This is a genomic window from Klebsiella sp. CTHL.F3a (assembly GCF_019890895.1).
GTDB lineage: Bacteria > Pseudomonadota > Gammaproteobacteria > Enterobacterales > Enterobacteriaceae > Klebsiella > Klebsiella grimontii.
On record NZ_CP082360.1, the window covers coordinates 4,115,303 to 4,133,207 of the forward strand.

The 17,905-nt window shown below is 55.3% G+C and carries 18 protein-coding genes, 5 tRNA genes and 2 other RNA genes; 7 read left to right on the forward strand and 18 right to left on the reverse strand.

Annotation, left to right across the window (positions count from 1 at the left end; genetic code table 11):
• Positions 1-68: 68 nt before the first annotated feature.
• From galE to gpmA, 5 genes are all read left to right on the forward strand, one after another.
• Positions 69-1,085 carry a UDP-glucose 4-epimerase GalE gene (gene galE, locus K7H21_RS19380; protein ID WP_004130603.1) on the forward strand — a complete coding sequence of 339 codons (1,017 nt, stop codon included), beginning with the start codon at positions 69-71 and terminating at the stop codon, positions 1,083-1,085.
• A gap of 9 nt (positions 1,086-1,094) precedes the next feature.
• Positions 1,095-2,141: a galactose-1-phosphate uridylyltransferase gene (galT, locus tag K7H21_RS19385; RefSeq protein WP_004130601.1), complete on the forward strand. Its 1,047-nt coding sequence runs from the start codon at positions 1,095-1,097 to the stop codon at positions 2,139-2,141.
• Positions 2,142-2,143: 2 nt separating this feature from the next.
• A complete protein-coding gene (gene galK, locus K7H21_RS19390) occupies positions 2,144-3,292 on the forward strand; it encodes a galactokinase (protein WP_004130599.1) in 1,149 nt (382 codons plus the stop codon).
• Complete coding sequence (gene galM / locus K7H21_RS19395) at positions 3,286-4,329, forward strand: galactose-1-epimerase (protein ID WP_004130598.1); 1,044 nt, start codon at positions 3,286-3,288, stop codon at positions 4,327-4,329. The genes galK and galM overlap by 7 nt, the downstream gene beginning before the upstream one ends.
• 329 nt (positions 4,330-4,658) lie before the next feature.
• A complete protein-coding gene (gene gpmA / locus K7H21_RS19400) occupies positions 4,659-5,411 on the forward strand; it encodes a 2,3-diphosphoglycerate-dependent phosphoglycerate mutase (RefSeq protein ID WP_004100351.1) in 753 nt (250 codons plus the stop codon).
• Positions 5,412-5,478: 67 nt separating this feature from the next.
• Here the strand turns inward: gpmA and aroG are convergent, their stop codons facing one another.
• Entirely contained in the window at positions 5,479-6,531 is a 1,053-nt protein-coding gene (gene aroG, locus K7H21_RS19405; protein ID WP_004130596.1) for a 3-deoxy-7-phosphoheptulonate synthase AroG, read from the reverse strand.
• 315 nt (positions 6,532-6,846) lie between these two features.
• Here aroG and K7H21_RS19410 point away from each other — a divergent pair, with 315 nt between their 5' ends.
• Entirely contained in the window at positions 6,847-7,218 is a 372-nt protein-coding gene (locus K7H21_RS19410) for a YbgS-like family protein (protein ID WP_004130594.1), read from the forward strand.
• 117 nt (positions 7,219-7,335) lie between these two features.
• Positions 7,336-8,280: a CDF family zinc transporter ZitB gene (gene zitB / locus K7H21_RS19415; RefSeq protein ID WP_112165413.1), complete on the forward strand. Its 945-nt coding sequence runs from the start codon at positions 7,336-7,338 to the stop codon at positions 8,278-8,280.
• Here the strand turns inward: zitB and pnuC are convergent.
• From pnuC to ybgE, 17 genes are all read right to left on the reverse strand, one after another.
• Positions 8,277-8,996 carry a nicotinamide riboside transporter PnuC gene (pnuC, locus tag K7H21_RS19420; protein ID WP_004130591.1) on the reverse strand — a complete coding sequence of 240 codons (720 nt, stop codon included), beginning with the start codon at positions 8,994-8,996 and terminating at the stop codon, positions 8,277-8,279. The genes zitB and pnuC overlap by 4 nt on opposite strands.
• A 35-nt stretch (positions 8,997-9,031) precedes the next feature.
• A complete protein-coding gene (gene nadA / locus K7H21_RS19425) occupies positions 9,032-10,075 on the reverse strand; it encodes a quinolinate synthase NadA (protein WP_004130589.1) in 1,044 nt (347 codons plus the stop codon).
• A gap of 307 nt (positions 10,076-10,382) precedes the next feature.
• Positions 10,383-10,508: non-coding RNA, RtT sRNA (locus K7H21_RS19430), on the reverse strand.
• Positions 10,509-10,537: 29 nt separating this feature from the next.
• Positions 10,538-10,663, reverse strand: a non-coding RNA gene (locus K7H21_RS19435) — RtT sRNA.
• Positions 10,664-10,692: 29 nt separating this feature from the next.
• A tRNA-Lys gene (locus K7H21_RS19440) sits at positions 10,693-10,768 on the reverse strand.
• Positions 10,769-10,902: 134 nt separating this feature from the next.
• Positions 10,903-10,978: transfer RNA gene (locus K7H21_RS19445), tRNA-Lys, on the reverse strand.
• Between the two features lie 145 nt (positions 10,979-11,123).
• A tRNA-Lys gene (locus K7H21_RS19450) sits at positions 11,124-11,199 on the reverse strand.
• A gap of 3 nt (positions 11,200-11,202) precedes the next feature.
• Positions 11,203-11,278: transfer RNA gene (locus tag K7H21_RS19455), tRNA-Val, on the reverse strand.
• A 126-nt stretch (positions 11,279-11,404) separates the two neighbouring features.
• Positions 11,405-11,480, reverse strand: a tRNA-Lys gene (locus K7H21_RS19460).
• A gap of 162 nt (positions 11,481-11,642) precedes the next feature.
• Entirely contained in the window at positions 11,643-12,425 is a 783-nt protein-coding gene (gene cpoB, locus K7H21_RS19465; protein WP_004130587.1) for a cell division protein CpoB, read from the reverse strand.
• 9 nt (positions 12,426-12,434) lie between these two features.
• A complete protein-coding gene (gene pal / locus K7H21_RS19470; protein WP_004100337.1) occupies positions 12,435-12,959 on the reverse strand; it encodes a peptidoglycan-associated lipoprotein Pal in 525 nt (174 codons plus the stop codon).
• A 34-nt stretch (positions 12,960-12,993) separates the two neighbouring features.
• Entirely contained in the window at positions 12,994-14,286 is a 1,293-nt protein-coding gene (gene tolB / locus K7H21_RS19475; protein WP_004130584.1) for a Tol-Pal system beta propeller repeat protein TolB, read from the reverse strand.
• Between the two features lie 90 nt (positions 14,287-14,376).
• Positions 14,377-15,720 (reverse strand): cell envelope integrity protein TolA, encoded by a 1,344-nt coding sequence (gene tolA / locus K7H21_RS19480; protein ID WP_223035293.1) that lies wholly within the window; start codon positions 15,718-15,720, stop codon positions 14,377-14,379.
• Between the two features lie 105 nt (positions 15,721-15,825).
• On the reverse strand, positions 15,826-16,254 hold the full coding sequence (gene tolR, locus K7H21_RS19485) for a colicin uptake protein TolR (protein ID WP_004130580.1): 429 nt from the start codon (positions 16,252-16,254) through the stop codon (positions 15,826-15,828).
• Between the two features lie 3 nt (positions 16,255-16,257).
• A complete protein-coding gene (tolQ, locus tag K7H21_RS19490) occupies positions 16,258-16,950 on the reverse strand; it encodes a Tol-Pal system protein TolQ (RefSeq protein WP_004100332.1) in 693 nt (230 codons plus the stop codon).
• Positions 16,947-17,351: a tol-pal system-associated acyl-CoA thioesterase gene (gene ybgC, locus K7H21_RS19495; RefSeq protein WP_004130578.1), complete on the reverse strand. Its 405-nt coding sequence runs from the start codon at positions 17,349-17,351 to the stop codon at positions 16,947-16,949. The genes tolQ and ybgC overlap by 4 nt, the downstream gene beginning before the upstream one ends.
• Before the next feature lie 149 nt (positions 17,352-17,500).
• The gene (ybgE, locus tag K7H21_RS19500; RefSeq protein WP_004130577.1) at positions 17,501-17,785 is read right to left on the reverse strand and encodes a cyd operon protein YbgE; all 285 of its coding nucleotides are present in this window, start codon (positions 17,783-17,785) and stop codon (positions 17,501-17,503) included.
• Between the last annotated feature and the right edge of the window lie 120 nt (positions 17,786-17,905).

Below are 17,905 nucleotides of genomic sequence, written 5' to 3' on the forward strand. Positions count from 1 at the left end.
TGTGTCACACTTTTGGCTTCTTTGGTATGCTATCTTCTTCTCACACGATAAGCCTATTGGAGCGAATCATGAAAGTACTGGTTACAGGTGGTAGCGGTTACATTGGAAGTCACACCTGCGTTCAACTGCTATTGCAGGGACACGAAGTGATTATTCTCGACAATCTCTGCAACAGTAAACGCAGCGTATTGCCGATCATTGAACGTCTCGGCGGGAAAAGCGCCACCTTTGTCGAAGGCGACATTCGTAATGAAGCGCTGATGACGGAAATTCTTCACGATCACGCTATTGAAGCGGTGATCCATTTCGCCGGCCTGAAAGCCGTCGGCGAATCCGTCGCCAAGCCGCTGGAATACTACGACAACAACGTAACCGGCACACTGAAACTCGTTTCCGCCATGCGCGCCGCGGGCGTAAAAAACTTTATTTTCAGCTCCTCCGCCACCGTGTATGGCGACCAGCCAAAAATCCCTTATGTCGAAAGCTTCCCGACCGGGACTCCGCAGAGCCCGTACGGTAAAAGCAAGCTGATGGTCGAGCAGATCCTGACTGACCTGCAAAAAGCGCAGCCGGACTGGAGCATCGCGCTGCTGCGCTACTTCAACCCGGTCGGCGCGCATCCGTCGGGCGATATGGGTGAAGATCCGCAGGGCATCCCGAACAACCTGATGCCGTATATCGCGCAGGTCGCAGTCGGCCGTCGTGAATCGCTGGCGGTATTCGGCAACGACTACCCAACCGAAGATGGCACCGGCGTGCGCGACTACATTCACGTCATGGACCTGGCCGACGGCCACGTCGCGGCGATGGAAAAACTGGCTGATAAAGCCGGCGTGCATATCTATAACCTTGGCGCAGGCGTCGGCAGCAGCGTGCTCGACGTGGTCAACGCTTTTAGCAAAGCCTGCGGCAAACCGATTAACTACCACTTCGCGCCGCGCCGCGAAGGCGACCTCCCGGCCTACTGGGCGGACGCTGAAAAGGCCGATCGCGAGCTGAACTGGCGCGTGACGCGCAACCTTGACGAAATGGCGCAGGATACCTGGCACTGGCAGTCCCGTCATCCGCAGGGTTATCCAGACTAAGGAACCTTCATGAGCGTATTTAACCCCGTCGACCATCCACATCGTCGTTATAACCCGTTAACCGGGCAGTGGATTCTGGTTTCTCCACATCGCGCCAAGCGCCCCTGGCAAGGGGCGCAGGAAACGCCGGCAAAACAGAGTTTGCCCGCGCACGATCCGGACTGTTTCCTGTGCCCGGGTAATACCCGCGTCACTGGCGACAAAAACCCGAACTACACCGGTACGTTTGTTTTTACCAATGACTTTGCGGCTTTGATGACCGATACCCCAGACGCCCCGGAAAGCGACGACCCGCTGATGCGCTGTCAGAGCGCCCGCGGCACCAGCCGGGTCATCTGCTTCTCGCCAGATCACAGCAAAACGCTGCCAGAACTGAGCGTAGAGGCGCTGGAAGGCGTGGTTAAAACGTGGCAGGAGCAGACCGCCGATCTTGGAAAAACCTACCCGTGGGTGCAGGTTTTTGAAAATAAAGGCGCGGCGATGGGCTGCTCCAACCCGCACCCGCATGGCCAGGTGTGGGCAAACAGCTTTCTGCCTAACGAGGCGGAACGCGAAGATCGTCTGCAAAAAGCGTACTTCACCGAGCACGGCGCGCCGATGCTGGTGGATTACGCCCAGCGCGAATTAGCCGACGGTAGCCGCACCGTCGTCGAGACCGAACACTGGCTCGCGGTGGTCCCTTACTGGGCAGCGTGGCCCTTTGAGACGCTGCTGCTGCCGAAAGCGCACGTACAGCGCCTGACTGATTTAACCGACGACCAGCGCAGCGACCTCGCGCTGGCGCTGAAAAAGCTGACCAGCCGTTACGACAACCTGTTCCAGTGCTCATTCCCCTACTCGATGGGCTGGCACGGCGCGCCGTTTAACGATGAAGAGAATAATCACTGGCAGCTGCACGCGCATTTTTATCCGCCGCTGCTGCGCTCCGCGACGGTGCGCAAATTTATGGTCGGCTATGAAATGCTGGCCGAAACCCAGCGTGACCTGACGGCCGAGCAGGCTGCCGAACGTCTGCGCGCTGTGAGCGACGTCCATTTTCGCGAATCCGGAGTATAACCATGAGTCTGAAAGAGAACACCCAAGCCCTGTTTGCTGAGAAATTTGGCTATCCGGCCAGTCATGTTATCCAGGCCCCAGGCCGCGTTAACCTGATCGGCGAGCATACCGACTATAACGACGGGTTCGTACTGCCCTGCGCCATTGATTATCAGACGGTCATCGCCTGTGCGCCGCGCGACGATCGTACCGTCCGGGTGATTGCCGCCGATTACGCCAATCAGACCGATGAATTCTCTCTCGACTCGCCGATTACCAGCCACGACACCCAGCAGTGGTCGAACTACGTTCGCGGCGTGGTCAAGCACCTGCAGCAGCGGAATAACGCTTTCGGCGGCGCGGATCTGGTCATCAGCGGCAACGTGCCGCAGGGCGCAGGGTTAAGCTCCTCGGCTTCGCTGGAAGTCGCTGTCGGCACCGTGTTCCAGCAGCTGTACCATCTGCCGCTCGACGGTGCGCAGATCGCGCTGAACGGCCAGGAAGCGGAAAACCAGTTCGTCGGCTGCAACTGCGGCATTATGGACCAGCTGATCTCCGCGCTCGGTAAAAAAGATCATGCCCTGCTGATCGACTGCCGCACCTTAGGAACGAAAGCGGTGTCGATGCCGAAAGGCGTGGCGGTAGTGATTATCAACAGTAACTTTAAGCGCACCCTGGTCGGCAGCGAGTACAACACCCGCCGCGAGCAGTGTGAGACCGGCGCGCGTTTCTTCCAGCAACCCGCCCTGCGCGATGTGACTCTGCAAGAATTCAATGCCGTCGCCCACGAGCTTGACCCGGTGGTCGCCAAACGCGTTCGCCACGTGCTGACCGAGAATGCGCGCACCGTAGAAGCCGCCGTGGCGCTGGAGCAAGGCGACCTGCAGCGGATGGGCGAACTGATGGCGGAATCTCACGCTTCCATGCGCGATGATTTTGAAATCACCGTCCCGCAGATTGATACCCTGGTGGACATCGTCAAGGTGACCATCGGCGATAAAGGCGGCGTACGCATGACCGGCGGCGGTTTCGGCGGCTGTATCGTCGCGCTGGTGCCGGAAGATTTGGTCGATACCGTACAGCAGGCCGTTGCCAAAGAGTATGAAGCGAAAACCGGTATCAAAGAAACCTTCTACGTCTGCAAACCGTCTCAGGGAGCTGGACAATGCTAAACCCAACAACGGAGCTGGCGCCGGACGGCCAGCCGTGGAATCTTCTTACCCTGCGTAACGACGCAGGCATGACGGTCACGGTGATGGACTGGGGCGCGACGCTGCTCTCCGCGCGCGTGACGCTGGCTGACGGCAGCGTACGCGAAGCGCTGCTCGGCTGCGCGAACCCTGGCGACTATACCCGACAGGCCGCCTATCTCGGCGCCTCCGTCGGCCGTTACGCTAACCGTATTGCCAACAGCCGCTTTACCCTTGATGGCCACACCGTCAATCTGACGCCTTCCAACGAGGCGGGGCATCAGCTGCACGGCGGTCCGGAAGGGTTTGACAAGCGCCGCTGGCAGATTGTCAGCGCCGACGATCGTCACGCGCTGTTTTCACTCTCATCCCGCGATGGCGATCAGGGGTTTCCCGGCAATCTGACGGCAACGGCAGACTACCGCCTGACCGACGATAACCGGATCGCCATCGAGTATCGCGCCACCGTTGACCAACCGTGCCCGGTGAACCTGACCAACCACGTCTATTTTAACCTGGATGGCGTGCAGAGCGACGTGCGTAATCATAAGCTGCAAATCCTGGCCGATGTTTACCTGCCCGTCGAGAGCGATGGCATTCCGGGAGGCGATCTGCAAAACGTCACCCTGACCAGCTTCGATTTCCGCACGCCGAAGGTGCTGGCGGACGATTTCCTGCGCGATGAAGACCAGCAGAAAGTGAAAGGTTACGACCACGCCTTTCTGCTCCAGGCGCTGGGCGATGCCGGCAGACCGGCGGCTCACGTCTGGTCGCAGGATGAAAAGCTGCAGATGACGGTTTATACCTCCGCGCCGGCCCTGCAGTTCTACTCCGGCAACTATCTCGCCGGTACGCCGTCGCGCACGGCGCAGCCGTACGACGACTGGCAAGGCCTGGCCCTGGAGAGCGAGTTCCTGCCGGATTCGCCAAACCATCCGGAATGGCCGCAGCCGGATTGCGTGCTACGCCCCGGCGAAGAGTACGTCAGCCTGACGGAATATCAGTTTATTGCGCTATAACCCCCCCGCCCTCCCGATGGAGGGCTTTTTTTATCCTTTCGCTGAAAATTACGCCACTTACAGACAAAAATATAACCTCTGTTTTACAAGCACCTTACACTGAGCGACTATTTTCGCTATGGTTAGGGATAAGCATTGCCGTGAGGTAAATCACGGCAATATAATGAGAATAGTTATCAATCAATAAATATATACACTACCGCATTCGGGTCGCATCAAGGCGGCACTGGAGCGAATCCTGAGAGCATAGTCAACTATGTCGTCAGGGTGAGTAAACGTAGCCAACGATGAAGCGGCGCGAAGGATGACGTGTATTGAGGAGTAAGTGTATGGCTGTAACTAAGCTGGTACTCGTTCGTCACGGCGAAAGCCAATGGAACAACGAAAACCGTTTCACCGGTTGGTATGACGTTGACCTGTCTGAAAAAGGCGTGGGTGAAGCAAAAGCGGCCGGTAAGCTGCTGAAAGAAGAAGGCTTCAGCTTCGACTTTGCTTATACCTCTGTGCTGAAGCGCGCCATCCACACCCTGTGGAACGTGCTGGACGAACTGGATCAGGCCTGGCTGCCGGTTGAGAAATCCTGGAAACTGAACGAGCGTCACTACGGTGCGCTGCAGGGTCTGAACAAAGCTGAAACCGCTGAAAAATACGGTGATGAGCAGGTTAAGCAGTGGCGTCGCGGCTTCGCGGTAACGCCGCCGGAGTTGACTAAAGACGACGAGCGCTATCCGGGCCACGATCCGCGCTACGCAAAACTGACCGACGCTGAACTGCCGACGACCGAGAGCCTGGCGCTGACCATCGACCGCGTCGTACCGTACTGGAATGAAACGATTCTGCCGCGTCTGAAAAGCGGTGAGCGCGTGATTATCGCCGCTCACGGCAACTCCCTGCGCGCGCTGGTGAAATACCTCGACAATATGGGGGAAGCAGAGATCCTCGAACTGAACATCCCGACCGGCGTACCGCTGGTGTATGAGTTCGACGAGAACTTCAAGCCTATCAAACATTACTATCTGGGTAATGCCGACGAAATCGCTGCGAAAGCCGCTGCCGTTGCGAACCAGGGTAAAGCGAAGTAATTTTCGCCGGATGTAAAAAAAGCGTGGAGATATCCACGCTTTTTTATTTTGACACTTGGCGTAAAGCTTAACCGCGACGCGCTTTTACCGCATTCGCCAGCTGACGAAGAAGCGTATCGGTATCTTCCCAACCGATGCAGGCATCGGTAATGCTTTTGCCGTAGACCAACGGCTCGCCGCTGTCGAGACTCTGATTGCCTTCCACCAGATGGCTTTCGATCATCACGCCCATAATCGACCGCTCACCGCCGGCAACCTGCTGGCATACGTCTGCACCGACCTCCATCTGCTTTTTAAACTGCTTGCTGGAGTTGGCGTGGCTGAAATCGATCATGATCTGAGCGGGCAGGCCTGCTTTCGCCAGACCGACCTTCACTTCGGCCACGTGCTGGGCGCTGTAGTTCGGCTCTTTACCGCCGCGCAGGATAATATGGCAATCGCTATTACCGCTGGTATTTACAATCGCCGAATGCCCCCATTTGGTCACCGACAGGAAACAGTGCGGCGCGCCGGCGGCGTTGATAGCATCAATCGCGACTTTGATGGTGCCATCAGTGCCGTTTTTAAAGCCTACCGGACAGGAGAGGCCGGAAGAGAGCTCGCGATGCACCTGTGACTCAGTGGTACGCGCCCCAATCGCGCCCCAGCTCATCAGGTCGGCAAGATACTGCGGGGTGATCATATCGAGGAACTCCCCGGCAGCGGGCAGACCGCTGTCGTTAATATCCAGCAGCAGCTTGCGCGCGATCCGCAGGCCATCGTTGATGCGGAAGCTGTTATCCATATGCGGATCGTTAATCAGCCCTTTCCAGCCCACGGTGGTGCGCGGTTTTTCAAAATAAACGCGCATCACGATTTCCAGCTCCCCTTTAAGCTCCTCGCGAAGCTTGAGCAGGCGTTCGGCGTACTCTTTCGCCGCCGCCGGATCGTGGATGGAGCACGGGCCAATCACGACCAGCAGCCGATCGTCGTTACCTTTCAGGATCTGGTGGATCGCTTTGCGCGCATGCGCAACGGTATTGGCGGCATTTTCGGTAGCAGGGAATTTTTCCAGGAGCGCAACGGGAGGTAATAATTCGTTGATCTCTTTAATGCGTAAATCGTCGTTCTGATAATTCATCTTATTTCCAGCGTTGCCATACTTATCTAGTTAATTGCAATCCCTCCAATCTATCTCTTCGCTCAAAAAGTGTAAACGTGATTTTACAGTAGCGGCAGAATATTCCTGGAAATAGGCTAAAAAACACCATAAAGTCGCGGAATAATGGCCACGAGCTATAATTTTTAACTGTTAGAACTTAATTTTCTTTAGCATTCAGCATTATATATTAATGCCGTTCGCTAATACCGAAGCTTTAACCACAACGAGTGGAACCTCCGGCAAATGCACTATTGGAAGAGGTAATCCGATAAATCGATATAACAGGAGCATCCAATGAAAATGAACAAGCTAACCAGTCTTCTCCTCGCAGCAACCCTGGGTCTGGCCAGCGGCGCGGCACTGGCCGCCGATACCGGGGCACAGTCGAATAACGGGCAAGCGAATGCAGCAGCTGACGCCGGCCAGGTCGCCCCAGATGCGCGTGAAAACGTGGCACCAAACAACGTCGACAACGGTAAAATCAACTCTGGTTCCACCGATACCGGCGGCACCATGCTCCACCCTGACGGCTCGACCATGAATCATGACGGCATGTCGAGCGATGAAGTGCACAAAAACTCAATGTGCAAAGATGGCCGCTGTCCGGATACTGATAAAAAGGTCGGTCAGGACGACGCGACGAAAACCGACGGTACGACCCAGTAAGCTGAGTGCCGAACACCAGGGAGGAGAGCTAAGGCTCTCCTTTTTTCATTTTATTCACCCCAAAAAGGGAATCATGTCATAAAGTAATCATCAAAATAATAATGTAGGGAAGGCACCATGGGGCAACCACACTCGCATAATTCTGCGCAACCCACTGAAGATAAAAATGCCCGTCGGCTACTGCTGGCGTTTTGCGTCACTGCCGGGTTCATGTTGGTTGAGGTAGCAGGCGGACTCATTTCAGGTTCACTGGCGCTGCTGGCCGATGCCGGACATATGTTGACGGACGCGGCAGCGCTGCTGTTCGCCTTTCTGGCAGTGCGTTTCGCCAGTCGGCCGCCAAATGCGCAACATACCTTTGGCTGGCTTCGGCTAACCACGCTGGCGGCATTTCTCAATGCCATTGCTCTGGTGGTCATTACGATCCTCATTGTCTGGGAGGCCATTCAGCGCTTTCATCATCCGCAGCCTGTTGCCGGTAAAACGATGATGGTTATTGCAGTTGCCGGGCTGCTGGCCAATATTCTGGCCTTCTGGATCCTGCATCGCGGCAGTGAGGAGCGCAACCTCAACGTGCGCGCCGCCGCCCTGCATGTGCTGGGGGATTTGCTCGGTTCGGTTGGCGCCATTATTGCCGCGATAGTGATCCTCACCACCGGCTGGACGCCTATCGATCCTATTCTGTCCGTGCTGGTGTCGTGCCTGGTTCTACGCAGCGCCTGGCGTCTGCTGCAGGAGAGCGTCAATGAACTGCTGGAGGGCGCGCCGCGTTCGCTTAACGTCGACGCATTAAAACGCGATTTGCGCCGCTCGATACCGGAAGTTCGCGACGTACACCACGTTCATGCCTGGCTGGTAGGAGAAAAAACGATGATGACGCTACACGTGCAGGTGGTACCGCCGCACGATCACGACGGTCTTCTGGACCGGATCCTGAACTTCCTGGAGCATAAGTATGAGATTGAACATATTACGGTACAGATGGAGTATCAGCCCTGTAGAGGCCCGGAGTGCCGTCTGAACATGACGCACGCCGGGCATGGACATCATCACCACCATTAACGGGAAAACGCGTGAGAACCGCGCTCACGCGCGCTGTTAATCCACATGCGGCTGCCGTTGAGCGCGATAAATGTCAGCAACAGGTATTCGAGTGACATCGCATAAACGCCCTGCAGGGCGAAAATCACCACGCTAATGACGTTAATCATCACCCACAGCAGCCAGTTTTCGACGTATTTGCGCGTCATCAGGATCATCGCCACAACGGAGAGCACCATCATGCAGGAGTCCCAGAACGGGAATGCGTCCGGCTGCAGCTCCGGCATAGCGACCTGCAGGCCCAGAATTTGCATCAGCGCCACGGCAATCCGTGTCAGAAACGCGAACACCGGGTTAATAAATATCGTCATCAGGCCAATCGCCACCACGCAGGCCGCCAGCCAGCCTAACGCTTTCGGCAGCGGCAGCCAGCGGATTTGCAGTTCCGCCTGGTTATCACTGGTTTGCCGCGACCAGGCGTACCAGCCGTAGACGTTGGCCGCGAAGAAAAAGATCTGTAGCAGAAGGCTGGCATAGAGCTGGATCTGAAAAAAGATAATGGCAAACAGCGTGACGTTGATCAGCCCGAAGGCATAGTTAGCGATCTTCTCCAGGCTCGCCAGCCAGATGCACAGCAGGCCAGCGACGGTGCCGACCGCTTCAATCCACGACAGGTCATATCCCCCGGCGCCGATAGGTATATGCACTAATATGTTCTGCGTACTAAAAAAATCCATCTTATCTCCAGCGCGTTCTGTGACGCAGTAATGATCTATCCCCGAAGTGTAGCCGCAAAATCGAGCATTCTGTTTAGCGGAACCAGCGCCCCGGTCCGCAACTGCTCATCAACGTGAATTTCATGTTGAACTCCCCCTTTCTCCAGCCCTTCAGCAATCGCCTGCAGGCCGTTCATCGCCATCCACGGACAGTGCGCGCAGCTCCGGCAGGTTGCTCCTTCGCCTGCCGTGGGCGCTTCCAGTAGCTCTTTTTCCGGTACCGCCTGCTGCATTTTGTAGAAAATGCCGCGGTCGGTGGCGACGATGAGCTGCTTGTGCGGCAGCGTTTTTGCAGCATTGATCAACTGGCTGGTCGACCCCACAGCGTCAGCCATATTAACAATCGCCTGCGGTGATTCCGGGTGAACCAGCACCGCGGCCTGGGGATAAAGCGCCTTCATTCTTGCCAGCGCTTGAGTTTTGAATTCATCATGAACTATACAGGCGCCCTGCCAGCACAGCACATCGGCGCCGGTCTGTTTTTGCACATAGCTGCCTAAATGACGGTCAGGCGCCCAGATGATTTTTTCACCTAAGCTATCAAGATGCTCAATGAGTTCCACGGCGATGCTCGACGTCACAACCCAGTCGGCGCGCGCCTTAACCGCCGCTGAAGTATTGGCATAGACCACGACTGTACGATCCGGATGAGCATCGCAGAAAGCGCTAAACGCCTCGATCGGACAGCCCAGATCGAGCGAACACTCCGCATGCAACGTAGGCATCAGGATGGTTTTTTCCGGGCTGAGGATTTTTGCCGTTTCTCCCATAAAGCGCACGCCGGCAACCAGCAGCGTTGAGGCGGAATGTCGGGCGCCGAAGCGCGCCATCTCCAGGGAATCGGAGATACAACCGCCGGTCTCTTCGGCCAGCTGCTGGATTTCGGGGTCGGTGTAGTAATGAGCCACCATCACCGCATCGCGCTCACGCAGCAGGCGTTTAATTTTTTCGCGGTAAAAGTGTTTCTCATCGCGGTTTAACGGCATTGGCTTCGGAGGAAAAGGATAAATCGCCGCTTCCGGGTCAAACATTACGCTCATCTTGCAGTCTCGTTTCGCTGGCTTAACTTTCAGACCGTGATAATGCCTGTAGAGAGGTATTAGTCGGCCATGGTGTTTTATATGCTAAACAAGATAGTCGATTGTGGGGAAAATGTCGTGAGGAATTTTGCCCCTCAGGGAGCATTTCCCGGAGGCGATGCTGCGCATCTATCCGGGCTACCGGCCCATGCTAGCGGCGCCTACGGTGCGTACAACGATTAAGTGAAATGGCGCAGCTTGGGATGGTTGTAATAATTTAAGCAAAGGCTGGATAGCAAAAAAGCGCCTTTAGGGCGCTTTTTTACATTGGTGGGTCGTGCAGGATGACTCGCTTCGCTCGCCCTTCGGGCCGTCGCCGCAGGCGGCTCCGTTGTCTCTCTTCGTTCGACTCAAACCTGCGGCAGGTTCGAATCTTGTATATCGCAGATAGTAAAAAAGCGCCTTTAGGGCGCTTTTTTACATTGGTGGGTCGTGCAGGATGACTCGCTTCGCTCGCCCTTCGGGCCGTCGCCGCAGGCGGCTCCGTTGTCTCTTTTCGTTCGACTCAAACCTGCGGCAGGTTCGAATCTTGTATATCGCAGATAGTAAAAAAGCGCCTTTAGGGCGCTTTTTTACATTGGTGGGTCGTGCAGGATTCGAACCTGCGACCAATTGATTAAAAGTCAACTGCTCTACCAACTGAGCTAACGACCCCTTGCGGGTTTACTGCTAACTGGAACGATTCAGGATGGTGGGTCGTACAGGATGACTCGGCTTCGCCTCGCCCTACGGGCCGTTGCTGTCGCAACGTTATCCTTTACGCTTGCTACCAGTGCTCACCTAAGCATTGGTGGGTCGTGCAGGATTCGAACCTGCGACCAATTGATTAAAAGTCAACTGCTCTACCAACTGAGCTAACGACCCGCTCGGGTACTTCCTGAATATTCTTTACTCGTCACCAATTCATAATTGGTGGGTCGTGCAGGATGACTCGCTTTCGCTCGCCCTAAGGGGCCGCTGCTGACGCAACGTTATCCTTCACGCTTAACATCTGAGTTCGATGTTAAATTGGTGGGTCGTGCAGGATTCGAACCTGCGACCAATTGATTAAAAGTCAACTGCTCTACCAACTGAGCTAACGACCCGAGTGGTGGGTGATGACGGGATCGAACCGCCGACCCCCTCCTTGTAAGGGAGGTGCTCTCCCAGCTGAGCTAATCACCCGATACTGCGCTGGATACATCTTTTCGCGGTGGGTCGTGCAGGATGACTCGGCTTCGCCTCGCCCTATGGCCGTTGCTGACGCAACGTTATCCTTCACGTTTTACTATCGCGTTCCACCAGAACGATTGGTGGGTCGTGCAGGATTCGAACCTGCGACCAATTGATTAAAAGTCAACTGCTCTACCAACTGAGCTAACGACCCGCTATTTTCGCCGCTTTGGGCTTGTTCGATATCCCTTGGCAACGGCGGCATATATTACTGATTTCAGAATTCAGCGCAACAACAATTTAGATAAAGATCGCTTAACTGCTTAGGATTCATGCGACAAGACCAGAAATGATGCGATTTCTGGTCATGCCATAATCATCCGAGTGCGTTAAGGCGTTTTTGCGCTTGTTTGGCCCCATCAGTGCCAGGAAATTTACTGACCACCTGTTGGTAAACCGCCTTCGCTTTTGCGGTATCGCCTTTGTCCTGCATGATAACGCCGACTTTAAACATCGCATCGGGCGCCTTCGGGGATTTAGGGTAGTTTTTCACCACGGAAGCGAAATAGTACGCCGCATCGTCTTTTTTACCCTTGTTGTAATTCAACTGACCGAGCCAGTAGTTGGCGTTCGGCTGGTAGGTTGAATCAGGATACTTTTTGACGAAGTTCTGGAAAGCCGCCATGGCGTCGTCCTGGCGGGCAGGATCCTTCACCAGCGCGATAGCCGCGTTGTAATCGGTGTTGGCGTCGCCGGTTGACGCCGGAGCGCCTGACGAAGCCGCTGGCGCGCTAGCCGCAGCCCCCTGATCGCCCGTTGACGTCTGGGTTTGCGCTCCCGTTGCGCCGCCGCTGCTCAAACCATCGATCTGCAGCAGGATCTGCTTCTGGCGCTCAACAACCTGATTCAGCTGATACTGGCTTTCCTGAATTTGACCGCGCAGGGAATCAATATCGGACTGATTATCGGAGAGTTGTTGCTGGAGTTGGGTTAAAAGCTGGCTGTGCGCATTGGAAATACGCTCGAGTTGAGTGACGCGGTCTTCGACCGAGCCTGAGCCGACACTACTGATTGGCGCCTGAGCAAAAGCGGCCCAGGGGGCCGCTATGCCAACCAGTAACGACAGACTCAACAGATGATGTCTGAAGTTACTGCTCATGCAATTCTCTTAGTAAACCAGTACGGCGCGACGGTTTTTGGCATAAGCCGCTTCGTCGTGGCCCAGTACTGCAGGTTTTTCTTTACCGTAAGAAACGATGGAGATCTGGTCAGCAGAAACACCTTTGCCCTGCAGATACATCTTAACGGCGTTAGCACGACGCTCGCCCAGAGCGATGTTGTATTCCGGCGTACCACGCTCATCCGCATGACCTTCTACGGTCACTTTGTAAGACGGGTTGCTACGCAGGAAGTTTGCGTGCGCGTCCAGCATTGCAGCGAAGTCAGAACGGATATCGTATTTGTCCAGATCGAAGTAAACGATATTGTTCTGCTGCAGCTGTTGCATCTGCAGACGAGCCTGCTCTTCGGAAGACATGTTGCCGCCGTTAGCGTTACCGTCCATACCAGTGCCGGCACCCAGCATGCCTTCACCGCTCTGGTCGTTGCTGGCGTTCTTGTTAGAAGAACACGCCGCGATTGCCATAACCGGCAGAGCGATCAACAGCCCTTTCAGCACTTTGTTCAGTTGCATTTCTTTGATTCCTTTAATAATCAATTATTTATTATCACAGATACGGCGACCAGGCAGGTGATTTTACCTGTCCATCAGTTGCCGGAAGACGCGCTTTGAAACGCCCATCTGTAGAAACCAGATTCAGCACGGATCCCATCCCCTGAGAAGAGCTGTAGATTACCATAGTGCCGTTAGGTGCCAGACTTGGCGTTTCATCTAAAAACGTTGATGACAGAACCTGCACACCACCCGCTTCCAGATCTTGTTTGGCAATGTGCTGCTGACCGCCGGCCGAGCTTACCATTACCATAGTTTTACCATCAGCGCTCACGTCAGCGTCCTGGTTTTGTGAACCTTCCCAGGTAATACGCTGCGGCGTGCCGCCGTTAATATTGACTTTGTACACCTGCGGACGACCCGCCTGGTCGGAAGTAAAGGCCAGGTTCTGGCTATCCGGGAACCAGCTTGGTTCGGTGTTATTGCTACGACCGTTGGTCACCTGACGAATCTGACCAGAGCCCAGATCCATCACGTACAGGTTCAGGCTACCGGTTTTCGACAGGGCGAAGGCCAGTTTGCTGCCGTCCGGCGAGAATGCCGGCGCGCCGTTGTGCTGCGGGAATGAAGCAATCTGACGAACGGAGCCGTTAGCCAGCGTCTGCACAACCAGCGCAGAACGACCGCTTTCGAAGGTCACGTAGGCCAGCTTCGCGCCGTCCGGAGACCAGGCCGGAGACATCAGCGGCTGGGTGGAACGGTGAACGAGGAACTGGTTGTAGCCATCGTAGTCGGATACGCGCAGTTCGTACGGGAACTGGCCGCCGTTGGTCTGTACCACATAGGCGATACGGGTACGGAAGGCACCCTTGATGCCGGTCAGCTTCTCAAATACGGCGTCGCTGGCAGCATGCGCGGCATAGCGCAGATACTGTTTTGTGACTTTAAATGAGTTCTGCGCCAGCACGGTGCCCGGCGCGCCGCCGGTATCAACCAGCTGGTAGGCCACGTTGTAGGAGCCGTCAGGGTTTTGCGTCACCTGCCCCACCACGACGGCGTCAATGCCCAGCGCAGACCATGCCGCCGGCTGCACTTCCTGAGCGCTACCTGGCTGCTGAGGCAGACGCGAGCGATCGAGCGGGTTAAACTTGCCACTGTTGCGCAGGTCAGCCGCCACGATACCGCCCACATCTTCCGGCGCAGCCCCCTGCCCCGCCCACTGGAACGGCACAACGCCGATTGGGCGTGCCGAGTCGACCCCTTGGGTAATCTCGATACGTACTTCTGCGTGCAGCACTGCCGCCCACAGCATTAAAAAACCAAATGCTACTCGTAATGCCTGCTTCATCATATCTCCCTTATCCAGGCGGAAAGCCCACGATAATTTAGCAGAATGTTAACAAACTCAAATACACAAAACTACTTGTTAAACCATGCTCTATTGCGGAATAAATTTCACAACAAGCTGATTATTTTTTACTGCATTATAGACCGCATCATTTGGAGGCTTAGGTAAATTAGCTAATCTTGCCGCAGTCTTAGCTGCTGTACATAGAGCCTCATCCCCCCCCTCGGATGTGATACCAATCAGCGATCCATCGGGATTTAGATTCAATCTAAGAACACACTGCTTTCCGATATATGACTTATAGTCATGGAAATTCCTGGATATTGCCCCCGTAATTTGGTTTGCATACCCACTAAGTTCTGCGCCGGTTGCCGCCCCAGCGGAAGAGGATTTGCCTGAATTAGCACCACTCCCTTTTGATAGGTTTCCGGTTTTCGGCGCATTCTTACCGGAGCTCAGGTCGCCGAGCAGATCGTCAACGCCATTGGCCTCTTTGGCCGCAGCGGCTTTCTTCGCGGCGGCAGCCTTAGCGGCGGCGGCTTTCGCCGCTTTGTCCGCAGCGGCTTTCTCTGCTGCTGCAGCTTTGGCTGCCGCGGCTTTCTCGGCGGCGGCTTTTTCCGCTGCAGCGGCTTTGTCGGCTGCCGCTTTCTCAGCAGCAGCTTTCTGCGCGGCGGCTTTCTCTGCTGCTGCAGCTTTGGCTGCCGCCGCTTTTTCGGCGGCGGCTTTTTCAGCAGCAGCCTGTTTCGCCGCTTCCTGCTGCGCTTTTTTCTCTGCCTGCTGCTGCGCTTTCTTCTCAGCTTCCTGCTGAGCTTTCTTCGCCGCATCGGCTTCGGCTTTCTTCTGCGCGTCCGCGGCCGCTTTCGCGGCTTCCGCTTCTGCCTGTTTCTTCGCATCCGCCGCTGCTTTCGCCGCGGCCGCTTCGGCTGCTTTCGCCTGAGCATCGGCCTTCGCTTTCGCGTCAGCGGCAGCTTTGGCGGCAGCTTCCTGCGCCTCTTTCGCCTGTGCGTCCGCTTTGGCTTTGGCCGCTGCGGCAGCTTTCGCCGCGGCTTCTTCCGCCTGTTTCTGTTGCTCTTTCGCCTCTTTAGCCGCTTCCTGCGCCTGCAGACGATCCTGTTCCAGCTGTTTCAGCCGTTCCTGCTCGGCGGCCTGTTTTTCACGTAGCTCTTCCGCCTGCTGCTGAGCCTGCTTTTCACGCTGCTCGGCGGCGCGTCGGGCGCTGGCCTGCTGCTGCTGTTGGCGGTCATAATTCTTCACAACCGCCCCCGGATCGACCATTACCGCATCAATAGAGGACCCCCCGCCGCCACCGGCAGAAGCATCCAGATGCTCGTCAAACGAACTCCAGATCAGCAGCGCTATCAATACGATGTGCAGCGCGACTGATACTATGATCGCTCGTTTAAGCTTGTCGTTTTGTTCGGTTGCCTTTGACACTATCGGTTCCCAAAAACTGTTCGCCTGTTCCCGTTATATGACGTTGGCCACGAGACGCTGTTGTCCCAAAGCCGACATGCTGGCGGGCGTGCATATTGCGAGCGATTAGATCGGCTTGGTCATCAAGCCAACCGATTTAACCCCTGCGCTATGCAACAGGTTAAGCGCTTTAATAATCTCATCGTATGGCACCTCTTTAGCGCCGCCGATCAGGAACACCGTTTTCTCATTCGCCTCAAGTCGACGCCTGGCTTCCGCAATAACCTGTTCCGGCGGCAGCTGCGATAGCGTTTCCGGGCCAACTTTCACGCTGTACTGTCCGACACCGGAAACTTCAACGATCACCGGCGGCTCATCATTGCTTTTCACCGCCTGCGATTCCGTTGCGTCCGGTAGATCGACCTCTACGCTCTGCGTAATGATCGGCGCTGTCGCCATAAAGATCAGCAGCAGCACCAACAGGACATCCAGCAGCGGAACGATGTTGATCTCGGACTTCAGTTCGCGACGCCCGCGTCCACGTGCTCTGGCCATGGCTTACCCCTTATTGCTTTCGCTGCTGGTAAACGCCTGACGGTGCAGAATAGCGGTGAACTCTTCCATAAAGTTGTCGTAGTTCAGCTCAAGTTTGTTCACGCGCTGGTTCAGACGGTTATAGGCCATAACTGCCGGAATAGCGGCAAAAAGACCAATTGCCGTTGCGATAAGCGCTTCTGCGATACCCGGCGCCACCATTTGCAGCGTCGCTTGTTTTACCGCGCCCAGCGCGATAAAGGCGTGCATGATCCCCCAAACGGTGCCGAACAGACCGATATACGGACTGATAGAGCCGACCGTACCGAGGAACGGGATGTGGGTCTCCAGGGATTCCAGCTCGCGGTTCATCGAAATACGCATCGCGCGCGATGCCCCTTCGACAATCGCTTCCGGCGCATGGCTGTTCGCACGATGCAAACGGGCAAACTCTTTGAAACCGCTGTAGAAAATTTGTTCCGAACCGGTCAGATTATCGCGACGGCCCTGGCTTTCCTGATACAGGCGAGAAAGCTCGATACCGGACCAGAACTTATCTTCAAACGCTTCGGCTTCACGTGACGCCGAGTTAAGGATACGCGTTCTCTGAATAATGATGGCCCAGGAGGCGATGGAAAAACAAACTAAAATCAACATGATAAGTTTAACCAGAAGGCTCGCCTTCAGGAACAAATCAAGGATATTCATCTCAGTCACTGCTTAAACTCCGCGACAATAGACTTGGGAAGCGCACGAGGCTTCATTAAGAGTGGATCAACGCACACGATAAGAACCTCGGCTTCATTCAAAACGACGTTCTCGGCGTTGACGATTCGCTGCGTGAAAACCAGAGTAGCACCGCGCATTGCGGTTATCTCCGTCTGAATTTCGAGCATGTCGTCGAGTCTGGCGGGCGCAAAATACTCGAGAGTCATTTTGCGAACCACAAAGGCAACTCGTTCAGCCAGCAAAACCTGTTGGCTGAAGTGATGATGGCGCAGCATCTCTGTGCGTGCTCTTTCATAGAAAGCGACGTAGCTGGCGTGGTAAACCACACCACCGGCGTCGGTGTCTTCATAATAGACCCGAACCGGCCATCGAAACAGCGTTGTATTCACTTTACATCCCGGTAATGCAACAAAAGGTTAGTGCTTTCAAACTTCGCTACTATACGCGCGGGAATCGTGGTTTGGAATGGGGGAAAGTAAACGAGGAGTAAATTTTTATGGGCTTATGCAAGCCCATATGGTTAACAGAGATTTCTTATTCAAAAGAAGAAAAAGAACAGGCCCAAAACGAGCACAATATCAGCGATAAGCGGACAAAAAATTCCCTGCCAGTGAATGGCGCGCGGACGGAAGCCCACGCCGTGGATAACGCCGGTACAAACCGCCCACATCAGCAGGAAACCGTGCCAAATTTCCAGCTCGCTGGTTTTGGCCGCAAAGCGCGACGGATCCCAGAAGATGCAGCCCGCCAAAGCCAGCGCCATCAATAAGGAAAGCGCCCTTAACGGGCGCTTGTCCATTATCGCATACATATACTTTATCATTCACGTCGCCTCTTTGTTGGCTACGCCTGCTTACCCCAGTCACTTACTTGCGTAAGCTCCTGGGGATTCACAGACTTGCCGCCACGATGCAACCCGAATGATTTCGTATATCGCATCACG